This is a genomic window from Exiguobacterium sp. PFWT01 (genome assembly GCF_018255795.1).
GTDB lineage: Bacteria > Bacillota > Bacilli > Exiguobacteriales > Exiguobacteriaceae > Exiguobacterium.
Window position 1 is genome coordinate 2,826,459 of record NZ_CP073755.1, and the last position, 23,979, is coordinate 2,850,437.

Genomic DNA, 23,979 nt, shown 5'->3' on the forward strand with positions numbered 1-23,979 from the left:
TCTCACGATGAGAAATTCCTGTTTTGTGTATCCTCTTATTTCAACGTCACACTCACATTGTCAATCGTGATGTCATGAGCCCCGAGTGGCGACCCTTCTGTGCGTCCCATCAAGAACTTCAATCCTGTGACATCTGTCACCGGCATCGTCACTTCAAACGTGTACGTGTTCGTTTCTGGTGTGACCGCTACGACTTCGCTCAAATAGCGATAGTAGCCGGCATTTTCCAATGTCACTTCGAATGAACGAGCGACTGTAGAAGATGCATCGAATTGGACGACGTACGTTTGATCTTGTTGTAACTCGAGACCGCCTTGTTCTATGAGGACACTCCACGCTTCGTTCCCTTCTTGCGTAATTGAGATACGTGCCGCCTCATTCACCGCTTCGACAGCAGCCTGTGCGTCAAAGTGGACATAGGAGCCCCAGTTGGTGAGACCTTCTGTGAATGCACCGTTTTTAAGTGGAGACGGGTCGATATAGACCGGTGTGACATCGCGCAACTCGACGTCATCGATTTCAATCGCACCTTTTTCAGAACCGAGAATGAATTGAAGCTGACTCATGAGGTCCGTTCCGGCTTCCATCGTGAACGGAATTTCATACGTATCGAATGCTTCAGATAAAGCGATACGCTCTAGCGGAAAGTAGGCATCCCCATCCGATCCGTTCAATCCGACTTGAAGACCGTCTACACGCTCTGCACGGGCTTTGAAGCGGAGAACGTATTCATGTCCTTCTTGCAATTGAATGCCTTGTTGCACCAACGTTGCCGGTGCTCCTTTTTTCTTGTTCGTTTCAAAACGGAAGAGACGCTCTACTGAATCGACCGTTCCTGTCCCTTTCGTGACACCTGGGTCGAACGTCCAATACGTCATACGATCCATCGCACCTTGGTCGAACGTACCGTTATATACATGGTTCCCGTCTCCGAGCATCGGCTTCGTCGCATTCGGATCGAATGCCTCACGAGGCGTCTGCTCGACACGGACGTTCCCGATTTGGACACCCGACGTGCTGAGTCCAACGTTGAACTCGAGACGTGCCGCAAGGTCAGTCTCTTCGGTCATATCGAATGTCATCGAGTACGTTTGGACGTCTGTCGTCAAATCGAATGACCCTTCATCTGAATATTTCGCATAGCCTCGTTCCGGACCACCACCGACTTTAACGGCGATTGAACGCGCCGCATCCGCTTTAGCATCAAACGTCACTTTATAGTGTCCACCTTGTCCGAGCGATACGTTTTGAATCAATTGATGCGAGTATGGTTGGCTTCCTGCTTGATCAATCGAAATATCAGCAAAACGTGACCCTGCCAAGTCGATCACATCGATGGAACCGACGCCACCAAAGTCAGGAAGCGCCACGTAGTTCCAATACGTCGGGTTGAGCGCCTGCGCACCGTTCGTTACCGTCGTAGTCGGTTCAATGTAGTCTTCGTCATAGACAAGGTTTCCGTCTTCTAGAGGTTGTTTCGCACCTTCCGGTAACACAACTTCCTCATCTGAATATGTCGGCTCGACAGCATCACGATACTTCCCGTTCTTCAAGTCAAACACACGGACGTAATCGACTTCCATCTCTGCCGGGAATGGTGTCGTCTCGTCCACGTCCCCATCGAACCATCCACCGACCGCCAAGTTCATAATCAAGTAAAAATCTTGGTCGAATGGTGCAGGGTAACTATATTTCGATGCTTTGTTCGCTTCTTTCGCATACCAGTCATTTTGCGTTTGATAGAGCTGACCGTCTACATACCAACGAATCTCACCTGGTTCCCACTCGACCGCATATGTATGCCACTTGTCGATGCCGTCACCTTCTGCGAAGTGATAATCTTTCCCCGTATATTTGTTGTTCGGCCACGTTTCTCCGTAGTGAATCGTGCCCGCGACTTTATCTGGCTGACTGCCCCACGACTCCATGATGTCGATTTCACCTGATGCGGCCCAACCACCGTAGCGGTCTTCTTCTGGCAGCATCCAAAACGCCGGCCACAGTCCTTTACCGGTTGGAAGTTTAGCTCGCATCTCATAGCGACCATATGTCTTACTGAACGTCCCCTTCGTCGTCAACTTCGCCGATGTGTAGTCATAAGTGCCGAATTGATCCGATGCTTGCTCTTTCTTCGCACGGATGACGAGCTTCCCATCTTTTACGAAAGCGTTTTCGTTTTTGTCCGTGTAAAATTGTTTTTCATTGTTTCCCCAACCGGCAGCGACTGGATTTCCATCTTTGTCGACAATCCAGTTCCCCGTTTCAAAATTCCATTTCGAGTGATCGATTTCAGACTTGCTAAACTCATCTGACCAGACAAGTTTCCACTTAGCGTCATCGGCTTTTGAACTCTTTTCAGCCGGCACCTCTTGTGGCAAGGATAGGGCAAGGCCTGTCCCGAGTGCGAGTGCAACCCATTTCTTCATCGTGCGTCCTCCTTTAGGATAAATGATTGTCATATGTCAGTCCGTACTTTTGAAAGCGATTTCCGAAAGCGCTTTCGATAAATCCATTATAGATTTTTCTTTGCTAAAACTTCAACCACTTTTCGGAAGTGAAATCAAACTGACACATAAAAAAGCACCGACTCACGTCGATGCTTCCCGTAGTTCCCAATTCGAAATTGTCACGTCAAAACCTGTCGCATTCACATCCGGACTACAGGCATATGGACCGATGCGTAATGTCGATACGTCATGGAGATGGGCAATGCGAAGCTGTTCACGCATACCGTCACTATATTCAAAGAAAATCTCCACATCTCCATCTGTATACACGATTTCAAACGTCAACGGATTGCGAACCATGTCGTTTGAAAAATCACGTGTCGACCAATCTGAATAGCCAAACGAAGTGACGACTGCGCCAAGGTGGGACGGTCCATCCGGAATGTACTCGACAGACGTCTTGATCCAATGGTCATCGTTCACATATAAGACGATCCCGGCCTGATCATATGTATGGCTCGGTTCCATCTGGATTGTCGCCCGACATGTGAATCGTTTGGTTTTGACGTCTGTCAATAACGCATGCGCCGTCATGCGGTTAAATCCGTAATGTGTGTTTCGCCAAAAGTCCGTATCTGGCAAAGTGCGGAAAGTGAGCGGTTCAAATCCGTTCACGCTTTTTGGTTCATTTATCCACTTGTACGTATGCATGATGATTTATCCCTCCCCATTGTCCTCGCATGGCAAACAGTAACGGTATCATCGGCGTATGATATGGTATGAATTCATGCTGTTGAATCATCTGTAGAATCGTCGCCTCATCCGCCCACTTCACGGCTTGCACTTCAGATTCTTGAAGCGTCAGCTCGTTCAAATCCACTTCCATTTCGACCAAATAAATATCGTCAAACCCTTCGTCAAAATTGACTGTCAGGTGCGGTCGTGTCTGAGATAGATCAAGCTTGAGCCCAATCTCCTCTTCGAGCTCCCGCATGGCGGCTTGCTGGCTCGTATCTCCTACCGTGGCACTTCCACCGACTGTGATATCCCACATGTTGGCCCAACCATCCTTGAACGGTTGGCGCTGTTGAATCAACATCTCACCCTTCTCGTTAAAGATACATACGTGGATGACAAGATGGTATTCCCCTTTCGGCAATCGACTTCCGCGTTGCCACGTGCGACCGGTCTTTTCTCGGTCGACCGTATAGACGTCCCAAAATTCCATTAGATACTCCCCTTTATGTTGCTGCGCTAGATGCTGCTGCTTGATCTGCTTTCGCGCAATCGATTGCTACGACGATAGAGATAAGAAGGTGCTCCATCTCCGGTTCTTCGACACGAATCTCGTAACTATCGCCCCATGAGAACCATTTCTTTTGTACACTTCCGATCGAATGTCCGTTCTTCGTCACATCAAAATCCATGTCCCACCAATCTCCTTGGACATCGATCCCGGCTGCATCGATTGAATATTTCGGTTTGAAAAACGAGAACTCTTTCGAGATGGTCATCATATCTGTGCCGTCCACTTCCACAAAAAATTTCGGTAAAAAACTGAACGTCTTTTTCGTGATTGTCGTGACCGTCTGATCGTTCGTATCTTTGATTTCGAATGATTTTGGAAACTTCATAAAGCTACCTTCGATGAAATATTTATCATGTCCGTCCGCATCCTTGATGGTGAAACGTCCGCGTAAGCTTAATACTTTTTGTTTCATGTAGAGCGTGTGCATGATGATCCCTCCGATTTGTTGTAGTCCTTTACTTACGAGTCCAATCCAGAAATCGATTCATTTATAGCGAAGCCGTCTCCTTTGAAACGATATCGAGAACTTCTGCCAAGTGATTCACAACGTAATTCGCTTCTTGTAACTCTACTTCTTGCGCAAAATCAAAACGACAGCCGACTGAAGTGAGTCCGTTCGCTCGTGCAGCCGAGATATCCGATAATCGGTCACCTACCACGAAGCCCTCCTGCAGTTCATACTTCTTCACGATTTCAGCCACCAAATCGCCCTTATCCAACGTGTCGATTTGTTGAATGCTATAAGTTTCTGTGATTCAACGATCCAATTCATAGTGCGTGACGATGGCTTGTAAATAGTCCACCAAACCATTGCTTGCGACGAAGATGGAATGCCCCATTTGATACAATTGTTCAAATAGTTCGAGTACCCCTGCATATAATGCTCCATTCCCGTTTTCAATGTTTTTGATGAGTCGTGTTAAGAAATAGGCATCGACCTCTTCTCTAGTTTGCTCATCGTATTGTGGGAGCAATGTGTTCCAAACAACTGGCAACGGTACCCCCGTGATGTTCCGATATTGATCAATCGGTGTCGGACCTTTCCATTTTTCTTCACTTCGTAAATGATCAAACGTTTCATCTAGCGCCCGTTCCAAAATCAAATCTGTCCGAAACAATGTTCCGTCCATGTCAAAAATCACTGCGTGTTTCATCCGCTTCCCCCTCGTTAATCGAATCATGGTTGTCTGTCTATCATACGACAACTTCTGTCAATTCAACTCATCGTTTCATACTTCTTATCGCTCAAGTAAAATGTTCTTAGTAGAAATTTTTAAAGTGGATGAGGTGTGAATGGATGTGTCATCAAATTTCCATCGAGATTAATCTTGATTCATTAACGTACTCTAATCAAATTATTGGTGAAATCAACTTTGTCATTGATACATACGATTATTTCCCGGGAGTCGGTTGGTCTGATTTCGTTGCTGTTATATTAAAATGGTGGATTGACAGCTGTCGGGCGATTTTACACGCTCCACTAAAATCTATTCATTCGTTTCCATTTATGGATGGTCCCCTTTCTATATCAGCCAAAAAAATATCTTTGTCTGAACTCGAATTATCATTTACGAAAGATGGTCAAATGAAGACGGAAATCGGTATCGTTTTAATTAAAGAACTGAAAGTTGCTCTTATTAAAGCAACACGACAGTTTATCAATGCAGTAAATCGATTGGGCTGGAAAAACGAAGAGGTCGATGTATTACGACATGCAATCAAATCACTAGAAGCATATTAAAGAATGAACAGACTGCTCGTGAATAAAATTGAAAACCATGGCGCTTGATTGGTTTGGTTGATTTAACATAAAAAGACCTGACTGGATTGTCAGGTCTGCAGTGCCGTATGAACAAAAGTATGCAACGCCTCTTGGCTCGTGATGTGTTCGTTGCACGTCTTACTGTCTACACATACATATGTGCCGATGGCTTTGTAATAGTCCGGATTTTTCGCTTGTTTCGCTTTCGTGATCGTAACGCAGTACGTCACATCCGTGAACTGATTACAAAAGGCACATATATTTTTCTTCGTATTCGTACTCGGTTTACATGCAATGCCAATCAATTGACCTTCGTATTGGCAAATCATCAACTTTTGATTGGAACGTCCATCGTTCCAACCTAGATACGTGAGTCGTCCAAAATCAACATCGGATAACTCTGGTAAACGAAGCTTCTTTTGTTTCGGGAACAAACTCTTCAGTTGCTCGGCAGAAATAACGGGAAACGGTTGAACCCATTCTCGTAATCGTTGCATATATTCGTCGAACGCTTCGTTCGTCTGTAGCGCCGCGAACTGTAACAGCTTTAGTTGTTCAGTCGTTGCCTCAGGGAATGCATACATCACTTTCGCTTGTGCCAAGTCGATGACTGCTCGCAAGACAGAAGGCGGCAGGCTTTGCATTCGACTCTCTTTGACGAGCATGACTTGTTCTTTGATGAGATTATACTGTTCGTTTTGAATAAATGGATCTGACATTTTGTCGCCCCCTTCCTCCATCCTCAGTTTACAGGAAACGATGCTTCCTTACTGTGTACACTTTGATTAAGAAACATAGTCGACCTAAAAAGGTACGACTAGCGAACTAGTCGTACCTCCTTCATGTCGAGCGGTATACAATCTTTCGAATCGTATGCGTCGCCAAATGATAGGACTTGGCCAGATTTTCGATTCGCTCTCCATTCCGAAACGCTGCGCGTATGGCTTCGTTTCGTTCCTCAAGTAATTGTTTTCCACCGTTGACCGTCCCCCATTTCCGTTTCGTGTCGGTCGGGGTCGGCACATATAGCGTTTCACCTTGTACGTATTGTTGCACCTCTTGCAACAATCGTTCTGGCAGGATCTGTTGCGCATTGACGTACTTCATCATACCTCGCTCCTTATTGAATGAATTCAATCCGATAAGGGAGCAAAGCCAAGTGGTTTACGTTAAAATCAAGCGATCAAGGTATTCGTTTCGCCCCATGCAAGTGATCGCCTTTCGTCCAAATGGCTTTGCATGAGTGCGTGAAGACCTAGAAAATCGAAGCCGATTTTCCACGGGTATGCGCCTCCTTTACGATGTGTCGTTCTTTTGATTATACCGGATTCAATGAATCGGCAAAAGGGCGGCTCAGCCGTTCTTCATACTGAATTCATCTGCGAGCGTGAAGGACACGTCCTTCACTTCTAGACCGCTCAGTGCGAAATAGAGTTGGAGATAATTATGTTGGTTCAAGAAAAAGACCTGTTTCGTCTGCGTCACCCATTCTCCGTCCGTCCCATTAAACGTGAACGTCGCACCTGGGATATTGTTCGCAAACAACGTCACCGGCATCTGCGCCAACTCTCCCGCGTTCGAACGAGCCGTCAACGTGATATCATACGTCCCCGTTTGGTCGACCGAGATGGCGAAGACATGTGTATTTCCGGTCGAAGTATCGATTCCTGACAAATCGACGTGTTCCCCGTTTTCGAGATGTTGATAGTCCAACTCGAATGCATCCTGTCGGTTCGTCTCATCCTCAAAGCCGAGCACCTCGACCGAACCATCATGAATCCCGAGAAGACGCTCCATCGCCGGTGATTTCAAGATGAACGCACAGATGTTCCGCGCGCTCCGTAACAACTCGCCCCGTGTGACAATCCCTTCTTCGAGTGATGCCATCGTGTTATCCTCGAACGAGTTGAGGTCCGGACGGTCGACGACCATATACAAGTCGTTTTGTGAGCGGACCATCGCTGCCGTGTTTTGACGATTGGCCGACTCATTCTCACGGAAGTTCACTTTTGCCCACCAGTCTGTCATGACGATGCCGTCAAAGCCCCACTCATCCCGTAAGATACGCGTATTTTGATCGTATAGACCTGCCGTCCAGATGCCGTTGACCGCTCCATATGTCGTCATAATGGACGATGCGCGTCCTTCTTTCACCGCCATCTCGAACCCTTTCAAATAAATCTCGCGTAACGCGCGTTCTGAGACGACCGAATCGATATCGTGACGATGCGCTTCTTGGTTATTGGCGCTGAAGTGCTTGAGCGTACCCGTCACACCGACACGATGCATGCCGTTTAATTGAGCGACCGCCATCTTCCCAGTCAAATGCGGGTCTTCTGAGAAGTACTCGAAGTTCCGACCGTTCAACGGGTTGCGATGAATGTTCATACCTGGTCCGAGCAACGTGTCGACCCGGTTTTTCCGCATCTCAAGCCCTGTCATCTCGAACAAGTCTTCAACGAGGTCGACGTTGAACGTAGAAGCCAACAGTGTCCCGTTCGGAAGCGCGAACGCCTTCGTCCCGATATCCATACGAATGCCTGATGGACCATCGGCACAACACGCCGCTGGAATCCCGAGTTCGTTCAATCGGTCGGACACCCCACCAAACGCAGCTGCCGTCCCCGGTGTGACGCGTGGTGAGTTCATCCCTTGTCCGCGGACAATCGCAGCCAAATCCTCATCCGTCAATTGATCTAGAAATGCGTCGAGCGAAGCCTCTCCATGATACACATCACTCAATTTGATGCCTTGGTCATCTGTGAAAGGTCGCGTCTCAGGACGTTCTTCCAAATAGCGCGTCTCCACGTCAACGGCACGAAGCGGTGTCGACTCATAACCCACTTCCAATCCTCGTTCGCCTTGAATCGGTTTCATCCGTTCGAACGGGAGGACGGGTGCCATATTTTCACTTAACGTCTCAAGGACACGTTGCTCCTGCTGCTCGACTTCGAAAGCGAGTGTAGCCGAACGCACATCCGTTCCGGCATATAAGCGATATGTCCCTGCTTCTAGAACGAAGCTCGATTCATGACCCGTCACGCCAGAGTCGTCGTAGCTCGCAAAGTCAGTCATGTGGACGTTGAACGAAAGCGTTTGTTGTTCACCCGGTTCAAGAAGCAAGGTCTTCTCGAACGCCACCAATGACCGGAGCGGATTCCCGAGCTTCCCTTGTGGCTTCTCGACGTAGAGTTGGACGACTTCTTTCCCGTCACAGTCACCCGTGTTCGTCACTTCCACCTCAACCGTTAGGGCGCCATCGACTTCCTTAGTCTGTTTGACCTCCGTTTTGAACGTCGTGTAAGACAGTCCGAATCCGAACGGGTACAAGACGTCGTCTTTCGCGAATGTCTCGAAGTAGCGGTAACCGACATAGATGTCTTCTTGATAAATTCCTTTATCCGCATGACCAAAGTTCTTTGTCGACGGATAATCCTCGATGGATCGAGCAATCGTATCCGTCAGTTTCCCGGAAGGACTTACGTCTCCGACAAGTACGTCGACGAGTCCTTTTCCGCCTTCCATCCCTCCTTGCCATGCATAGAGGATGGCACTCGGCTCCTTCGCCCACTTCATGTCGATGATGTTCCCGACGTTCAACACGACGACCGTCTTGTCGAAACGTTTCGTCACGCGCTCGATCATCGCGTGTTCGATATCCGTCAATAAGTAACTACCCGGATCGGCCGTGTTGTCACGGTCTTCTCCTGCCGTACGTCCAATCATGATGAGGGCGACATCCGATTTTTGTGCCGCCTGTTCGACGAGCTCGTCCGTTACGTCCATCTCTTGTTGCGACCACGGTTCACCGGCCCAACCGACACCTTGGTCGAACGGATTCTCCTTCACCCATTCCTCATACGTCGCATAGAGCGATTCATTGATGTGAATGTCTGGGCGCTCGCGTAGTGCCTCAAGCGGTGTCGTGACGTGCCCGACGTTCACCATCCCACCGGATCCCGTACCGCTCTTATAGTAATGGAACTGGCTACGACCAAATACGGCTAGCTTCGTTTCAGGCTGTAACGGGAGGGTCTTCTGTTCGTTTTTAACTAATACGACGCCTTCCGCGACCGCTTGACGTGCCAATTCCTCATAACGCGTCCAATCCAATGTATACTGTTTCATTTCGTCAGCTCCTTTAGTCCTTTTGCGATTTCATTCATGCAATCGTCTGCCTGTGGATAGTCTCCCAACTTGTCCATGAAGGCATGGTCCATCCCACGATATTGAACGAGTCGTGTTGGAACGCCCGCTCCTGAAAGTTTCCGTGCATACGCTTCTCCTTCAAGTCGTAAGTAATCGTACTCGGCCGTCACAATCAAAGTCGGTGGTAAACTCGAGAGATCGTCTGCGAATAATGGTGATACGAGTGGATGTGTGACATCCGCCATTCCTTGAAGATAGAGGTCATTAAAAAATGAGTCCGCATCGGCGAGTGCGAGCACGACACCTCGAATCAGATCGTGATGGTGTGAGATATCGTACGCATCGAGTGTCCATTCAAAATCATCTGTCGGAATCGTTCCCAGATTGACGACAGGATAGACGAGTGCTTGATAACAAATGCGCCCCTCCCCTCGTTCTTGCTCCATCAGACAGCAAGCCGTTGCCAAATTTCCTCCGGCACTGTCTCCGGCGACGCCGATTCGGTCTTTGAGGATGTTCAACTCATTCGAATGTGCGTGTACCCATTCAAAGGCGCGGTAACAGTCATTCAATCCGGCCGGGAACGGATGCTCCGGGGCAAGACGATAATCGACGGAGATGACGACCGCGTTCGCCCGTTCCGAAAGCAATTTACAAGGATTCTCGACCGTATCGAGCGTTCCGCCGAAGAACCCGCCACCATGGAAGAAGAGGATGACTGGGATGGCTTCAGTATGACTCGGACGATACAGACGGACCGGGATGTCACCGTCTTCACTAGGGATAAGTAAAGATTCCGTTTCGATATCAGTCGTCGTCTGATCCCGGTTCGGCCACCCCATGCTGGCGCGTGCCACCTCGAGGTCAAATGCTGTATCCGGTTCATCGTGTGAAGAATGATTTGCGGTCAACGTCGCAAAGACACGTGGGTCAAGGTCGCCGGTACGGTCTGAATCCGGTATGGGCTTGATGATGGTTTCGAGGTGGTTCGAAACGACAACATGATTTGTAGACTTTAGTGATTCCATCCATTGTGCGTAGAGACTCATTTCACTTCACTCCTTCGTAAAAACAATCAATCAAAAAAGGAATTTGCTTCACCTGGTAGAATACGGTACTAATCTTTAAAAAAGGAGAATCTATATGTATAGCGCAGAAACTCGGGATAGACATTTGACTCAATTTATTCAAGAGTTACAAAACAACGTTAATGTAGAGGGCATGGTTCAGCTAGGTTCTGGTGTGAATGGATACCAAGATATTTACTCGGATATCGATTTGATGGTTGCTAGTTCCCCACACGTTAGCTCAACTGATGTAAAAGAAGAACTGGCTACATATTTTTCAACACTTGATCACATCATCGTAAAAGAGAAAAAATTCTCGTCTGATATTTTTCTGCTCATCGTTATTCTTAAAAACGGGCTTGAGTTCAATGTTTCGATTGTCCCTTTGGAAAAGTTAACGGTTCGCTCTCCTTTATGGCGAGTCATATTAGACAAAGACGACAGAGTTTTAGCAAAAATGACAAAAGAGGATGAGCTTTTTCAAAATCAAGAAACGCCTTACCGATTCCATATAGACCCCTCATTTGAATTTTTCTATCTGAGCCACGCACTAGAAAAAGAACTAAAACGAAACAACTTCATTTATGCGCTCAATATGCTTGAAGAGTTAAGGTCCCTGACACTCCTCGTGCAGACATTGAAAGAAGAAAAGAAAGCTCATCAATTTAAGGCATACCATACGTTGCAACCTTTATTTGTTCAGAGTTATCTAGACACGTTCCCTCATACAATCGATATCACGAACATCCGAGCATCACGCGAAAAAATTCAAATACTGTTTCTTCAGTCTATGCAAGATCACCCACAATTCTTAAAAGATGAAACACTACTCTATTCATTCACCTTGTAAAAATGAATATTGACCTTCGAACGACTTCTGACTCGCTTTCATGTATAATGAGGGGTATTGCAAATAGACAATGAAATTTTCTGAAGCAGAAGTTTTCACGAAAGAATGAGGTTACCCATGAACAAACAGCAATTTACTGATTATCGCCTGAGCGACGAGATCACTCGCGCATTAGGCATTATGAAATACGAATCACCGACTGAAGTACAACAGCAGGTCATCCCGCGTGCGCTCAAGCGTGAAGACTTAATCGTCAAAGCACAGACGGGAAGCGGAAAGACAGCTGCTTTCGGGATTCCGGTCATCGAGCTCATCGACTGGGCCGAAAATAAACCCCAAGTGCTCGTCTTGACACCGACACGCGAACTCGCTGTCCAAGTACGGGAAGACATGACGAACATCGGACGTTTTAAACGAATCAAAGCGACTGCCGTCTACGGGAAAGAACCGTTTTCGAAACAACGTGAAGAATTGAAACAAAAGACACATATCGTCGTCGGTACGCCAGGTCGCGTCATGGACCATATCGAGCGTGAGACCCTCTCACTCGACCGTGTCGAATATTTGATCATCGATGAGGCGGACGAGATGCTCAATCGCGGATTCCTCGCCGACGTCGAGAAGATTCTTCAACAGTTACCGAAAGACCGCGTCACGATGGTCTTCTCCGCAACATTCCCACAAGATATCGAACGTCTCTGCCAGAAGCATATGAATGCTCCGGCACGTGTCGCGATCGAATCGATCGGCATGACCGCTTCGACAATCGAGCACCGTCTCCTCCCAGTTCACCGGAACGAGAAACTGGCTGTGCTTCAAGACATAACGGTCGTCGAGAACCCGGATAGCTGTATGATTTTCTGTCGGACGAAAGAGAACGTCGATACGGTGTACGCCGAGCTCGACAAAGCTGGTTACTCGGCTGAACGCCTTCACGGCGGACTCGAACAAGAGGACCGTTTCGCCGTCATGAACGGATTCAAGATGGGTAACTTCCGCTACCTCGTGGCGACAGACGTCGCAGCACGTGGAATCGATGTCGATAACGTCGAGCTCGTTATCAACTATGATGTTCCTGTCGAAAAGGAAAGTTACGTGCACCGGACAGGTCGTACCGGACGTGCCGGCAAACAAGGAACAGCGATCACGCTCATGACCCGTCAGGAAGAACGTCTCATCGGAGCGATCGAATCATACGTTCAATTTGAGATTCCGATGATCGATGCGCCGACAGAAGCGGAAGTTGCAGCTAACCAAGATGCCTTTGAGCAGAAGTTGAGCGGACGACGCGTCGTTCGAAACAACAAGACAGCTCGTATTAACCAGGACATCATGAAGCTTCACTTCAGTGGCGGGAAGAAGAAAAAACTTCGCGCCGTCGACTTCGTCGGATCGATCGCCAAAATCCCTGGCGTATCCGCTGACGACATCGGAATCATCACAATCAATGATCAGATGACGTACGTCGATATTCTGAACGGAAAAGGTTCAATCGTCCTTCAAGCGATGGAGACGACGCCGGTCAAAGGGAAGAAACTCAAAGTAAGCAAAGCGCGTAAATAATACAAATCTAGCCTCAAAGATGATATTCGTCTTTGAGGTTTTTTGTTATTTCACAAATTCCGAAAGCGCTTTCGATAAACACTAAAAAAATATGGCTTTTAGAAAACGTTTTCACCTGCATCATACCTGTATCAAAGATTGAATTCAACCTTCCTCACTCACATGCCGGAACCGTATTGGTGACCGATCTACTTTGTTGCATCGGCTAGATGGACCTACTCGTTTTAAGAGCGAATGCAGAACTCTGATATGTAAGAACCAATAAAAAAGGAGAGTAATTTCCCCCTTCCTGCTCAGTACGTTGCGAACGACGAATAAAAAAAGCGGTATATTTCGTACCGTTTCCGGAGTTTTGACGATATCACGGAACCCCCAGGCTCTGCCTGAGCTATCACAGAAAGTGATAGCAGTTTCTTCTTATGCTCTTTGAACGCAATAAAAGCATCCGTAGAGAATAAATTCCTTCATAACATATGAGAATATTTTTTCTCAGGTTCACTTAAAATGGATAAAAAGTTAATATATTACTGAAAAAAAGGTAAAGGGGGATTTACTCTGAAAAAAAGAAAAAATGGTGTTTCGGCTTTATTAGCTACTGCATTATGTTTCTCGTCGATCGTCCCGATTTCAGCAGATACTGGTGCTAAGCAAGGCGTAGAAACTGTGGTTCTAAGTGAAACATCTATGGCTTGGGAATTTGAATATAACAGCATAGATGAAGTTCCAAAAGAATTATTAGAACCTGGTTTTTACTCTGAAGAAGAAATATTTTATATCCCTTCAGAATATTTAGACCCATACCATCCAGACACAATTTACACTACTTATGACCCTTATAACAATTCAGGAAATGGCGAAGTTCGAACTTTCGCATTAGGCGCTGCCGCAGGTGTGTACTTCATCCCTGGAATAGGTCAAGTAGCTATCACTGTTACTGGAGCAGTCGTAATCGGCGGGGCGACTATCGCTGCAGGTTCATGGCTGTACAACAAAGTAACTGCATATTTCGGCAAAAAGGATGCTGAAGAAGCAGCCTCGAAGATACCTAAAAGCTTGAAGAAAACTAATATGCAGGTAGACCTGTCGAAATTCAAGGATAAGAACGGACGGACTCCAGCAAACAAATCAAGCGGGACATTCACAAACGGAAAGTGGAGTATTACGAAAGACGATACTGGTCACTTAGGCTACAACGGTAACAAAAAAGCTTGGAAAATCACAAAAAAAGGAGATTCTAAGCGAACAGGATCATTGGACAGCAATGGTTATATCATAGATAAATAAAAAGGAGTTTTATTATGAAAACAAACATATTTTTTGATTGGACTTTGATTTTAGACGAAGGCTTAAATCCTGTAATTGACGAGCAGAACAAAAAAATGGTTATCATCGATCGTTCTATCGAATTAAATGCAGTCATATGGCTGGATGAGAATGATCTCATCCAGTTAAAGCCCACATGGGACTGCGTGATTTCAATTGATGATAAAAATAAAGCAATCACAATTCGTCACGCGGATTTTTTAAGGGAGAATGACTAAGCAAAAGTAAATGTGAAATAGATAAAAACCGACTGAATTCACTTAAAAATTTTGTGAATTCAGTCGTTTTTTTGTTGTTTTCCGGACTGTGGCTTGAGAGCGTCACCAAAATTGCATGGAGTTTTTATTTCACGCAAATTTACAGTTTTTAAGCTGAAATCCATACATATACAACCCACGTACTAATGAACAACAACTTGTTCTCCCGTCGATTCCAGGCGAAAATCTCGAACATCCCCTGTGTATCCCGAAATAGAAATAGGATTCTTCTCATCGACCCGATAGTAGTATTCTGCGTTCGGTTCATTGGTAAATGTGACGTAGATGGTATATAGATTCGTATGTTCAAAACCATCCGTTCGAAATGGGATTGTTCTTATACTGTATGTTTCGTCCGGATACTGCTCAGCGAGATAAGTTTTCTGTCTTCTGCCACCCTCTCTGCGATAAGGACAGGACGTGAAAGATAGAACGTAGCCTACGTCATCATAAACAGCAATGTAATACCAATCATCCCGTTTCCCATGCAATACGATAGCGAGATTACAAGCAAGACAAAAACTACAAAGTGTTCAATCAACTCGCGCGGATGTATCAATTTTCCCACAGTTAGTCTAACGACTCTTCCGAGATGAGCTTGAACCCTTCAATCTCCGTCTCCTCTTCCACTTCAATCAACAAGCACGGTTTCCCTTTATAGTTCACCTGCTTCACGTATTTCAAGTCTTGCGGACTGACCGAGATATTTGCGACCTTTGTATTGATCTTGATTGATTTTGACGTATACTTCGGAACGACACTCGTCGCTTTCATCTCATATTTCGTATCGTCGACGACTTGCTTGAACGCCTGCTCGACCTTCTCCGTCGTCACATCTTCCACACCACTCGCCCGTAAGACGACTTCGACGGCACGGGAGTCGAGCATCGCTACCCTCTCTTCTTCCTGTTCGTTCTCTTCTTCGGCGACAATGATTTGATTGATCTCATCATAAACGGTCGCGAGAGTCCGGGAATTGACTTCTTCTCCGATGACCGCTTTGACCACTTCTTCGAAGACCGCCTTCTCTTCCACTGCCGTGACAATCTCCGAACCGTTCAACACGTTCTCAATGAACGTCATATCCGGTTGATGCGCTTTGTGCGCCGAATAGAGGACATGGTTCACATCGGCCGCATTATCCGTGAAGCATGGGAATAAGAATCCGCCGATTGGCGCCTCGAGTTTGATGATTGGATTTACAATCAAGCTGGCTTTGAATTCCCGCTCGACGAAGTCAAAGACGAGTGACTTTTTCGGAAGTTCTGTCGGGCTGATACTGCCGAGGATGAACTTCGTCGTATACACTTCATCGTTCGCGTGAATCTCAGACTCTTCCGAGTATCGGTTCGTCGGCTTATTGTAATTCCCCCGGATGAACGTCACGACCATATCCTTCTCAAAAGGCGTGTCTTTCACCATCTTCAACGCGATACGCTGCATATAGTCCGTCCAGACGTCGGTCTCTTCCGTACGAAGACCTTCATAAAGCAACCCTTGCGTATGGTCGACCTGACCTTCCTCGGGATATTGGAACTTCACTTCGAACAATTTTTCATCGAGTTTTCCACCGAGCACTTTTTTGAAGTTCGTCAAAAACAGTTCTTGCTGTTCTTCTTCGAGGAACGGGAATGGGCGCAACTCTTCGTAATAAATCTCATTCGTTTCCTGCCGGATGTAAATCGTATATAAATCAGCAATCTTTAGCTTTGTCGCATTCACTTTAAACTGTCGGCGAATCGCCGCAATCTCTTTCTTGTTCATTCCATCCACCTCTTCTTTTCTCTCCATCCATGTCACCCATTATACCAGTCCTGATCGCTTACTAGTTCCAAAGAAATAACACGAGGTCGTTCGCTAATGCTAGAGAAGGATTTGCGATAGTCTTTCTAATCATTTTGCAGATTTTCACACTTTTTCAAAATCGTCCTGTGTATGATCAAGTTGAATTTATCGCGTGATGTTTGTCTCACTAGTTGTTTGATGAAAGGTTGCCCACTTGCTCGACAAGTGTTCATTCCAAATACATAGTAGGAGGCTTTATATGTTGAAGAAACTTATGTCTGTCGCACTTGTCGCCTTGCTCGTCTGGATTTCCGCATCGTTTGACGCTACACCAGTCTCTGCTTTCCCACCGAACATCCCATCGAAAGCGGACGCGCTCACGAAACTGAATGCCCTCACTGTCAAAAATGAAGGGTCGATGACGGGGTATAGTCGTGACCTCTTCCCGCACTGGTCGAGTCAAGGAAGCGGTTGTAACACGCGTCACATCGTCTTGAAACGAGACGCTGACTCGGTCGTCGACGAATGTCCGGTTGCGACTGGCTCATGGTACAGTTACTATGACGGAATCACGTTCACCTCAGCCTCTGACATTGATATCGACCACGTCGTTCCGCTCGCTGAAGCATGGCGCTCTGGCGCAAGCAGCTGGACGACGACAAAACGTCAAAGCTTTGCGAACGACTTGAACGGTCCTCAATTGATTGCGGTGTCCGCTTCATCGAACCGCTCAAAAGGAGACCAAGATCCGTCGACATGGCAACCACCTCGCACGGGTGCGCGTTGTGCGTATGCGAAGATGTGGGTCGAGACGAAGAGTCGTTGGGGCTTGAGCCTTCAATCCGCAGAGAAGTCAGCACTCACGACAGCCATCAACGCTTGCAGTTATTGAGTGAGAAAAGGAGTCTTCGAATGAACGAAATCACTTCAATCTTTAAGGCAACCCACGGTGTCATGACGGAAGAAGTCGGTGTCATCAGTGGTGAGTTGGAACTGACGACGGCGTGTCAGGAAGATGGTTCCTTGACACTCCACATCACGTACGTCGGAGCGAAAGATGTATATACGCTCCCCGGCAGTCCCTATCAGCTTCATGACCCGAACGATCATACTGTCATCCATCAGATGCTCGTGAATGTTCTCGAACGGACGTAAAAAGAAGGAGTTGATCACTCGATTTGAGTGACCACCTCCTTCTTTTACTTTTTCATCATTTTTACAATGGATCGGATGACAAGATATGTCACACCGAAGACGAACGCCACTAAAAGAAGACTTGCACCACCAATGATTCCGAATGTGAACATGTTTGTACCTCTGTTTCATTTTCTGAATTAGAACATGATGAAGATAACATATTTTCCCATCCTTATGAACCATGACTAGTTTTGTTGTTGCTTCCGATCGACCTCTCGAATAATCGCGATTGCCTCTTCATAAGACTGTCGCAACTCATCCGGCATGTCTTCGACGTACTCACCAGCACGTACTCGAATCGACTCTTCTCGCATGAGCGCTTCGATGTACGCGTCATATTCGTCAGCCGTCAACACGTCACGTGCAGCAGGCTGGTCATTCAATTGATCGAAGTATGGTTGAAGATCAGAGAGTGCTTGCTTCACTTCCAATCGTTCCGCCTTCGGAATCGCTTCATAATCGACATTTCCGTTCGCATTTCCATAGGCGATTCGCGTATCCGTGAAGACGCTCAAACCTTGCTTGAACTCTTCATATTCTGCCTCACCCAATACCCCTTTTGCTTGATTCAATTTGGCGTCCAATAACAAATATTTCTCTAAAGTGGCGCTGACGATATGTACTTTCATCTCGTCAAACGAACCGTATAACTCATCTGCTAGCAGAGATTGATAGGCGAAGGCACCTGTCGGAATCAGGAGTGCTGCCGCAATTCCGACCGTCATCAACCGTCGACGGATAAATCCTGGTTCCCGGCGCATCTCTTGTTTCGCTCGCTTCACACCTTGTCGGCTGCGTTCATGCAGTTCACTTGGAATTTTGATGTCCGCCAACATCCGTTTCATCTCACGATCCATAGCAATCGGCCTCCTTCCATTCTCGTCTCAATTTATCGACAGCTCGATATAATGTTGTTTTCACCGTCCCAATCGGCCATTCCAATAAATCTGAGATTTGTTGAAACGTGTAGTCCTGATAATATTTCAGCACGACCACGCTTCGCTCATCCTCATGAAGGGAATCCATCATGTCGGCGAGTGTCATCGTTATCGCGTAATCCGTTTCCGTACTTCCGATTGACTCTTCAAACTCCGGCTTTAAATGAATCACATTTTGCCTCTTCTTCATGACATCGAGCGCACAGTTGATGGCAATTTTCATCAGCCACGTCTTCAAAAATTGCGGTTCCCGTAACATCCCGATCTTTTTAAATGCTTGATAAGCGACTTCTTGCACGACGTCGAGCGCATCATCCGGATTTTTGACGTACACATAGGCCATCCGATATAGGTCGGCCTCGTAATGCTGAAAGATCTTTAAGAAAGCTTGATCATTACCTCGTTGCGCTTTCTGAATGAGACGTTTCATCGAACGTCCCCCCTTTTCGTTTTTTCCCTTACACTCATTAGACATGAAACGCATCCATTTAGCTTTACTCATTTGGGAAAAAATGAAAAAAGCATCTCAGAAGAGACGCTTTGATGATGAAACGGTCTGATATTTCATTAACAAGTCTTTCGGGATGTGACAATAATCGTCCGGGCAACGCGTCAGACGGTCCTGATGTTCGTCCGCACTTCGCACATAGTTCGTGAGCGGCTTGACTTCAACAGCAATCCGCTTCGCATCCGAGCGTCGATCAATGAACGCCTGCGCCTCCATCACATGTCGTGACTCCTCACTGTAGACACCCGTTCGATACTTCTCTCCGACATCGATTCCTTGTTGGTTGATGCTGTATGGGTCGATGATTTCAAATAAATAGTGCATCAATTTTTCGACCGTCACCACATCCGGATCGAACGTCGTTTTGACACATTCCGCATATCCGTCATATTCCCCATCCAACGTGTCCGTCGTCCCATTTGCCCGACCTGCTTCGGTCGAGAGGACGCCGGGTAACGTCTTCACGAATGCCTGGACGCCCCATAGACATCCGCCCGCTAAATAGATTGTTTCGATTGGAATCACTCCCGTTCCATATTATCATCTTCATCTTGAATATACCCCAATCGCTTCAAATCTTCATAAACAAGCGTAGACAATAACTTCCGCCCGTCCCCATTCAAATGGTCCGGGTTATGGAAGAAGGATTGTTTGTGAATGAATCGTTCATCCCCCATATAATTGAGGAACGGAACACCTAAATCCAGTTTATCTAGGTGCTGAAACACGAGACGTTCCATGACGTCTTCATCAAAATACGTATGGTATGACGCATGGACCGGCTCCATCGTCAAGACGACACGATACCCTTGTTGTTTACAGTAGCCGATGATGTCTTGTAAATGAGCCATGTTTTCTTCAATCTCATGATTGTTCACGGCATTTTCATACTGAGCGGCCACTTCCTCATACTTGCGCTCGGAGTAATTCAGCCCACCATTCTCCCATGGCTTATGCGCATCAAACCGAAAATCCCGGATTTCCCGGGAAATCGCGGCATAAACACTGCCACTGTTCAATGCAGGGAAGCGTTCGTGTGTATAGTAGTTGAACCAACTGACCGACTCCAAGTCTTCCCGTTCCAATACGCGATAGTAGTTTTCTTTCCGACCGACGTTCGAATTGCTGAAGGTGATTTGTGATAACGACACAATCACGACCCCGCCTGGCTTCAGATGTTCATCGTATTCTTTTAACATCTTCAAGTCATATTCGATTGGCTGACTCGGTAACGCCAAATCCAGATGCGATAATCCAAGCGACTTGAATGAATACCCGTACATCGCATGGGACGTCCCCAAATTGATGATGTCGACCGGGTGAGGGTCTTCCTTGAAGGCAAGGACAGCTCGGTTATTATTATATTCCCACGACTCTTTCACGAACTCGTTGACGGGAATGAAGATTGCGATGATGACGAGTAATACGACACCTATTTTGATTCCTAAACGCTTCATGCTAATTCCTTTCCATCCATCTTAGAACCCACCGTATACAAATCCTTGGCTCGACACGCCAAACAAGAACGCTGAGATAATCAAGAACAAGTTGATGGCCACGCTCGTCACGGCAGACTGACGTGCCATCCAATCCCAAGCCGAACCTCTCGTCCGCTCGATATGTTGGAACAGATGAACGACGACAAAGACGACGAGGAAGATGATCAAATCGAGCAATGAGAACATTTGAATCGCCTGCATCATGCCTGACGGTGCCCACGAAGACGGTGTCACATATAGTTTAGCGTGCGAGAACGCTTCTGCCATCGAATGTGATTGGAAGAAGACTCGTGAGAAACAGACGAGCTGGAACGTGATGGCGATTTTCCACCACCGATGCAGTGTCGGCACGCGGTCAAATCCGACCCATGACGCCATTTTTTCACGTGGTTGTTTCGTATGGTCTCCGAACACGCGATAGATTCCATGAATGAGTCCCCATAAGACGAAGTTCCATGCGGCTCCGTGCCAAATCCCACTAACTAAAAACGTCGCAAGGATGGCACCATAAATCTGTTCACGTTTCTTCTTTCCTTTTGCGAGCGGCATGAAGATATAATCCCGTAGCCACATCGAAAGCGTGATATGCCAGCGGTTCCAGAAGTCGGCGATTGATACGGCGAAGTGCGGTTGCTTGAAGTTTTCTGATAAGCGAATCCCGAGTAAGCGTGCACAGCCGATGGCGATGTCGCTGCATGCCGAGAAGTCCGCGAACAATTGAATCGAGAACAACATCGTCGCGAGCACAATCTCCGAACCGGTCGGGTCCGGGCTATTGAACACACTCGCGACAATCGGGGCCAACCGATCGGCAATCAATGTCTTCTTGAAGAATCCCCAAATGATGCGCTGGATGCCGTAGCTGATGTTGTCATAGTCAAGATGTTGCTCCGTCTTCAACTGCGGCAACAGTTTTTTAGCCCGCTCGATCGGACCTGCCACGAGTTGTGGGAAGAAGGCGAAATAAACCGAGAAATAGCCATAATGACGCTCCGCCTTCTGCTTCCCGCGCGAGACGTCCACGACGTAACTGATGGCTTGGAACGTATAAAAGGAAATCGCCAACGGTAAGACGATTTCTCTATACGGGACGTCATAATCAAATCCGCTCCATGTGGCAAATGAACGGAGCGAATCATTGACGAAATTAAAATATTTGAACCAGCCGAGGAAGAAGACGAGCACCGAGACACCGACCCACATGAGACGTTTTTTCTGCTCCTTCTTCTCCTGTTTCTCAATCAGAATTCCAATCACATAGGTGAAAGCGGTACTGATCAGCAGGAGCGGGATGAATTGAACGCTCAACGTGGCGTAAAAGACATAGCTCGCCAACAAAAGGAGCACCCAACGATATCGATGTGGAACCATATAGTACGTTCCAACGATGAGTGTTAAAAATAAGAGAAATTCAATCGAAATAAAAGTCATATTTACCACCTGATGTTATGAAACTTGACGATGTACCGATTCCTGACAATCAGGTGGTCACAAGTTCTCGCTTCGGCAATGCAGCATAACGAATCTTCCCGAACGCATTCCGCGGAATCTCGTCAATCTGCATCACCCGAACACCTTTCACCTTGATTTGTTCTTTGATGATTTTTTGAATGCGTGCGACGTCATCTTGTAACGTATACACGTATAGCTGGTCGTCTTCCCCGGCACAGACGCAATCATGTCCACGCTCTCGAAGGAGCGCCTCGACTTCGTCTAAGCTGATTCGACTGCCATACAGTTTGATCATGCGTTTGATTCGGCCGACGATGAAGAAATATCCATCCTCGTCGCGATACGCCATGTCACCTGTTCGTAAAACACCGTGATTGTCGTCACCTTTTGAAAGGTCCGCTAACGAGGTCGCATACCCAAACGACACGTTGTCGCCTTGATACACCAGTTCGCCCGTCACATTCGCATCTTTGATGTCGTTCCCGGCTTCATCTCGTAACGAGAGCGTTCCACCAGGAATGGCAATTCCGATGCTTCCTTCTTTTTTCGCATGCATCTGATCCGGTAAATACGACATCCGGGCCGTCGCCTCCGTCTGACCGTACATGATGAAAAATTGAATCCCTTTCTCTTCACATACCGTTGCGAAGTGCTGCGCAAGTGCCGGGTCCAACTTGCCACCCGCTTGCGTCAACTTCTTCAGACTTGGGAGGTCGTACGTCTCAAACTTCAATCGTTTCAACATCTCGTAATGAAACGGGACCCCACCAAACGTCGTCGCCTGCTCGGCACGACACAGCTCCCAAAACTCCTTTTGAACGATCGAGCGGTCTGTCAGGATGAGGGTCGCCCCTTTCAACAGATGACTGTTGATGATGGAGAGTCCATACGAATAGTTCATCGGAAGGGTCGTGATTGGTTTATCCGTCTGATCGATGTCGAGATAGTCGATGATCGATGAAGCGTTCGCCATCAGATTTTTGTATGTGAGGCGAACAAGTTTCGGACTTCCGGTACTACCTGATGTCGTCAACAAAAGGGCCAGCTCCTCATGAAGTTGGTGGCGAACCGATGTTTCGGTTTCAAATAAGGCGTAGCCGCCATAGCCATAGAAGGCATCCAACGAGTTCGCCAAATCCTCCCTCGTTTCAGGAGCCCAGACGTGCGTCGGTTGATACCGTTCCATCAACTTCTGTAATTGGTCTACTGGAATATCTGCATCGAGCAAGACCGGGACGACCCGTCCACGGAGAAAGCCGATATATCCGAAGAGCGACTCGACTCGGTTGGCACATAAGCAGAAGACGAGCGACCGTTCGCCGACTTCCTGACAAATCGAGTCCCCGACTTCCAACATCTCTTTATATGAATAAGAGCGGTCCGCATAGACCGCCTCACGATTCGTGTACTGCTCGAGTGTTTGAAAAAGCATCATGATTGGATGTCCACACCGAGGCGTTGCAACAACGCAATACCAGACTGATACGAATGGAACTCTGTCATTTCATCCGAGTCAATATATACGTCAAACGCATCCTCGATTTCGGCGATGAGGGTCATATGTCCAATCGAATCCCACTCCGTTGATTCCCCAAGCTTCATCTCTTCAAGGACCACATCGTCCTCTAGTTCCAATCCATTTCGAAATGCCATGTTATATGCTTCAAGCGTGCTCATTGTATTCATCCTTTCACATTCACTCAACCTTATTCGATTCCATCTATTCTTATCGACTGATAATGATAATCATTTGCCTTGTGATTCTATCACAATTTTTCGAAATCCTCAATTCTTCATAGGAGATAAAGCTTGAAGTTGAGCGATTTTTTGTATGAAAAAGACCACATCGTTATGATGCAGTCTTAGGAGATGA

Annotated in this window: 23 protein-coding genes and 1 pseudogene; 7 read left to right on the top strand and 17 right to left on the bottom strand. The window is 46.9% G+C overall.

All coding sequences use genetic code 11. From position 1 onward, the window contains the following. Positions 1-35: 35 nt before the first annotated feature. The 5 genes and pseudogenes from KD909_RS14665 to KD909_RS14685 form a co-directional block, all read right to left on the bottom strand. Positions 36-2,426, bottom strand: a complete 2,391-nt coding sequence (locus KD909_RS14665) for a carbohydrate binding domain-containing protein (protein ID WP_211782008.1) — start codon at positions 2,424-2,426, stop codon at positions 36-38. Positions 2,427-2,588: 162 nt separating this feature from the next. Next, positions 2,589-3,158 carry a DUF1349 domain-containing protein gene (locus KD909_RS14670; RefSeq protein WP_211782009.1) on the bottom strand — a complete coding sequence of 190 codons (570 nt, stop codon included), beginning with the start codon at positions 3,156-3,158 and terminating at the stop codon, positions 2,589-2,591. Then, complete coding sequence (locus KD909_RS14675; protein WP_047795739.1) at positions 3,133-3,675, bottom strand: NUDIX hydrolase; 543 nt, start codon at positions 3,673-3,675, stop codon at positions 3,133-3,135. Before KD909_RS14675 ends, KD909_RS14670 begins: the two co-directional genes overlap by 26 nt. Positions 3,676-3,688: 13 nt before the next feature. Then, complete coding sequence (locus KD909_RS14680; RefSeq protein WP_074035194.1) at positions 3,689-4,183, bottom strand: LURP-one-related/scramblase family protein; 495 nt, start codon at positions 4,181-4,183, stop codon at positions 3,689-3,691. 61 nt (positions 4,184-4,244) lie between these two features. Then, positions 4,245-4,910, bottom strand: a pseudogene (locus tag KD909_RS14685) (HAD hydrolase-like protein). 143 nt (positions 4,911-5,053) lie between these two features. Between KD909_RS14685 and KD909_RS14690 the strand changes: the two are divergent. Further along, a complete protein-coding gene (locus KD909_RS14690) occupies positions 5,054-5,497 on the top strand; it encodes a hypothetical protein (protein ID WP_211782010.1) in 444 nt (147 codons plus the stop codon). A gap of 89 nt (positions 5,498-5,586) precedes the next feature. Here KD909_RS14690 and KD909_RS14695 read toward each other — a convergent pair whose 3' ends face one another. The 4 genes from KD909_RS14695 to KD909_RS14710 all read right to left on the bottom strand — a co-directional run bounded on the left by KD909_RS14695 (position 5,587) and on the right by KD909_RS14710 (position 10,716). Next, positions 5,587-6,237 (bottom strand): FusB/FusC family EF-G-binding protein, encoded by a 651-nt coding sequence (locus KD909_RS14695; RefSeq protein ID WP_211782011.1) that lies wholly within the window; start codon positions 6,235-6,237, stop codon positions 5,587-5,589. 121 nt (positions 6,238-6,358) lie between these two features. After that, positions 6,359-6,625, bottom strand: coding sequence for a CD3324 family protein (locus KD909_RS14700; RefSeq protein WP_147537676.1), 267 nt, complete (start codon positions 6,623-6,625; stop codon positions 6,359-6,361). Between the two features lie 246 nt (positions 6,626-6,871). Then, a complete protein-coding gene (locus KD909_RS14705; protein WP_211782012.1) occupies positions 6,872-9,646 on the bottom strand; it encodes a glycoside hydrolase family 3 protein in 2,775 nt (924 codons plus the stop codon). Further along, positions 9,643-10,716 carry an alpha/beta hydrolase gene (locus tag KD909_RS14710; protein WP_211782013.1) on the bottom strand — a complete coding sequence of 358 codons (1,074 nt, stop codon included), beginning with the start codon at positions 10,714-10,716 and terminating at the stop codon, positions 9,643-9,645. The genes KD909_RS14705 and KD909_RS14710 overlap by 4 nt, the downstream gene beginning before the upstream one ends. Positions 10,717-10,810: 94 nt before the next feature. Here KD909_RS14710 and KD909_RS14715 point away from each other — a divergent pair, with 94 nt between their 5' ends. The 4 genes from KD909_RS14715 (at position 10,811) to KD909_RS14730 (ending at position 14,688) form a co-directional block, all read left to right on the top strand. After that, positions 10,811-11,584: an aminoglycoside 6-adenylyltransferase gene (locus KD909_RS14715; RefSeq protein ID WP_211782014.1), complete on the top strand. Its 774-nt coding sequence runs from the start codon at positions 10,811-10,813 to the stop codon at positions 11,582-11,584. Positions 11,585-11,701: 117 nt separating this feature from the next. Next, positions 11,702-13,147: a DEAD/DEAH box helicase gene (locus tag KD909_RS14720; RefSeq protein WP_211782015.1), complete on the top strand. Its 1,446-nt coding sequence runs from the start codon at positions 11,702-11,704 to the stop codon at positions 13,145-13,147. 684 nt (positions 13,148-13,831) lie between these two features. Beyond that, a complete protein-coding gene (locus tag KD909_RS14725; protein WP_196431658.1) occupies positions 13,832-14,431 on the top strand; it encodes a hypothetical protein in 600 nt (199 codons plus the stop codon). 14 nt (positions 14,432-14,445) lie between these two features. Continuing rightward, positions 14,446-14,688, top strand: coding sequence for a hypothetical protein (locus tag KD909_RS14730; protein ID WP_196431657.1), 243 nt, complete (start codon positions 14,446-14,448; stop codon positions 14,686-14,688). A gap of 609 nt (positions 14,689-15,297) precedes the next feature. Here the strand turns inward: KD909_RS14730 and KD909_RS14735 are convergent. Continuing rightward, on the bottom strand, positions 15,298-16,491 hold the full coding sequence (locus tag KD909_RS14735; protein ID WP_015880257.1) for a DUF4317 domain-containing protein: 1,194 nt from the start codon (positions 16,489-16,491) through the stop codon (positions 15,298-15,300). Positions 16,492-16,771: 280 nt separating this feature from the next. On the opposite strand from KD909_RS14735, the gene KD909_RS14740 reads away from it, so the two are divergent. After that, entirely contained in the window at positions 16,772-17,404 is a 633-nt protein-coding gene (locus KD909_RS14740; protein ID WP_074035207.1) for an HNH endonuclease family protein, read from the top strand. Positions 17,405-17,424: 20 nt separating this feature from the next. Next, positions 17,425-17,667, top strand: coding sequence for a hypothetical protein (locus KD909_RS14745; protein WP_031424128.1), 243 nt, complete (start codon positions 17,425-17,427; stop codon positions 17,665-17,667). Between the two features lie 227 nt (positions 17,668-17,894). Here KD909_RS14745 and KD909_RS14750 read toward each other — a convergent pair whose 3' ends face one another. The 7 genes from KD909_RS14750 to KD909_RS14780 form a co-directional block, all read right to left on the bottom strand. Then, positions 17,895-18,566: a DUF3600 domain-containing protein gene (locus tag KD909_RS14750; RefSeq protein ID WP_211782016.1), complete on the bottom strand. Its 672-nt coding sequence runs from the start codon at positions 18,564-18,566 to the stop codon at positions 17,895-17,897. Further along, positions 18,556-19,077: a sigma-70 family RNA polymerase sigma factor gene (locus KD909_RS14755; protein ID WP_211782017.1), complete on the bottom strand. Its 522-nt coding sequence runs from the start codon at positions 19,075-19,077 to the stop codon at positions 18,556-18,558. The genes KD909_RS14750 and KD909_RS14755 overlap by 11 nt, the downstream gene beginning before the upstream one ends. A gap of 96 nt (positions 19,078-19,173) precedes the next feature. Continuing rightward, positions 19,174-19,671 carry a peptide-methionine (S)-S-oxide reductase gene (locus KD909_RS14760; protein ID WP_211782907.1) on the bottom strand — a complete coding sequence of 166 codons (498 nt, stop codon included), beginning with the start codon at positions 19,669-19,671 and terminating at the stop codon, positions 19,174-19,176. Between the two features lie 5 nt (positions 19,672-19,676). Continuing rightward, the gene (locus tag KD909_RS14765; protein WP_211782018.1) at positions 19,677-20,612 is read right to left on the bottom strand and encodes a hypothetical protein; all 936 of its coding nucleotides are present in this window, start codon (positions 20,610-20,612) and stop codon (positions 19,677-19,679) included. Positions 20,613-20,633: 21 nt separating this feature from the next. After that, on the bottom strand, positions 20,634-22,085 hold the full coding sequence (locus KD909_RS14770; RefSeq protein WP_211782019.1) for an MBOAT family O-acyltransferase: 1,452 nt from the start codon (positions 22,083-22,085) through the stop codon (positions 20,634-20,636). Between the two features lie 49 nt (positions 22,086-22,134). Next, a complete protein-coding gene (locus KD909_RS14775; protein WP_211782020.1) occupies positions 22,135-23,541 on the bottom strand; it encodes an AMP-binding protein in 1,407 nt (468 codons plus the stop codon). Continuing rightward, on the bottom strand, positions 23,538-23,783 hold the full coding sequence (locus tag KD909_RS14780; RefSeq protein WP_015880247.1) for an acyl carrier protein: 246 nt from the start codon (positions 23,781-23,783) through the stop codon (positions 23,538-23,540). The genes KD909_RS14775 and KD909_RS14780 overlap by 4 nt, the downstream gene beginning before the upstream one ends. Positions 23,784-23,979: the final 196 nt, after the last annotated feature.

What these genes read in the sequence shown, in the direction of transcription:
- KD909_RS14700 (WP_147537676.1), bottom strand. Translation starts at nt 6,625, where the DNA reads ATGAAGTACGTCAATGCGCAACAGATCCTGCCAGAACGATTGTTGCAA.
- KD909_RS14665 (WP_211782008.1), bottom strand. Translation starts at nt 2,426, where the DNA reads ATGAAGAAATGGGTTGCACTCGCACTCGGGACAGGCCTTGCCCTATCC.
- KD909_RS14740 (WP_074035207.1), top strand. Translation starts at nt 16,772, where the DNA reads ATGTTGAAGAAACTTATGTCTGTCGCACTTGTCGCCTTGCTCGTCTGG.
- KD909_RS14735 (WP_015880257.1), bottom strand. Translation starts at nt 16,491, where the DNA reads ATGAACAAGAAAGAGATTGCGGCGATTCGCCGACAGTTTAAAGTGAAT.
- KD909_RS14720 (WP_211782015.1), top strand. Translation starts at nt 11,702, where the DNA reads ATGAACAAACAGCAATTTACTGATTATCGCCTGAGCGACGAGATCACT.
- KD909_RS14670 (WP_211782009.1), bottom strand. Translation starts at nt 3,158, where the DNA reads ATGCATACGTACAAGTGGATAAATGAACCAAAAAGCGTGAACGGATTT.
- KD909_RS14705 (WP_211782012.1), bottom strand. Translation starts at nt 9,646, where the DNA reads ATGAAACAGTATACATTGGATTGGACGCGTTATGAGGAATTGGCACGT.
- KD909_RS14725 (WP_196431658.1), top strand. Translation starts at nt 13,832, where the DNA reads ATGGCTTGGGAATTTGAATATAACAGCATAGATGAAGTTCCAAAAGAA.
- KD909_RS14715 (WP_211782014.1), top strand. Translation starts at nt 10,811, where the DNA reads ATGTATAGCGCAGAAACTCGGGATAGACATTTGACTCAATTTATTCAA.
- KD909_RS14755 (WP_211782017.1), bottom strand. Translation starts at nt 19,077, where the DNA reads ATGAAACGTCTCATTCAGAAAGCGCAACGAGGTAATGATCAAGCTTTC.
- KD909_RS14775 (WP_211782020.1), bottom strand. Translation starts at nt 23,541, where the DNA reads ATGATGCTTTTTCAAACACTCGAGCAGTACACGAATCGTGAGGCGGTC.
- KD909_RS14750 (WP_211782016.1), bottom strand. Translation starts at nt 18,566, where the DNA reads ATGGATCGTGAGATGAAACGGATGTTGGCGGACATCAAAATTCCAAGT.
- KD909_RS14680 (WP_074035194.1), bottom strand. Translation starts at nt 4,183, where the DNA reads ATGCACACGCTCTACATGAAACAAAAAGTATTAAGCTTACGCGGACGT.
- KD909_RS14690 (WP_211782010.1), top strand. Translation starts at nt 5,054, where the DNA reads ATGTGTCATCAAATTTCCATCGAGATTAATCTTGATTCATTAACGTAC.
- KD909_RS14710 (WP_211782013.1), bottom strand. Translation starts at nt 10,716, where the DNA reads ATGAGTCTCTACGCACAATGGATGGAATCACTAAAGTCTACAAATCAT.
- KD909_RS14730 (WP_196431657.1), top strand. Translation starts at nt 14,446, where the DNA reads ATGAAAACAAACATATTTTTTGATTGGACTTTGATTTTAGACGAAGGC.
- KD909_RS14765 (WP_211782018.1), bottom strand. Translation starts at nt 20,612, where the DNA reads ATGAAGCGTTTAGGAATCAAAATAGGTGTCGTATTACTCGTCATCATC.
- KD909_RS14780 (WP_015880247.1), bottom strand. Translation starts at nt 23,783, where the DNA reads ATGAGCACGCTTGAAGCATATAACATGGCATTTCGAAATGGATTGGAA.
- KD909_RS14675 (WP_047795739.1), bottom strand. Translation starts at nt 3,675, where the DNA reads ATGGAATTTTGGGACGTCTATACGGTCGACCGAGAAAAGACCGGTCGC.
- KD909_RS14695 (WP_211782011.1), bottom strand. Translation starts at nt 6,237, where the DNA reads ATGTCAGATCCATTTATTCAAAACGAACAGTATAATCTCATCAAAGAA.
- KD909_RS14770 (WP_211782019.1), bottom strand. Translation starts at nt 22,085, where the DNA reads ATGACTTTTATTTCGATTGAATTTCTCTTATTTTTAACACTCATCGTT.
- KD909_RS14745 (WP_031424128.1), top strand. Translation starts at nt 17,425, where the DNA reads ATGAACGAAATCACTTCAATCTTTAAGGCAACCCACGGTGTCATGACG.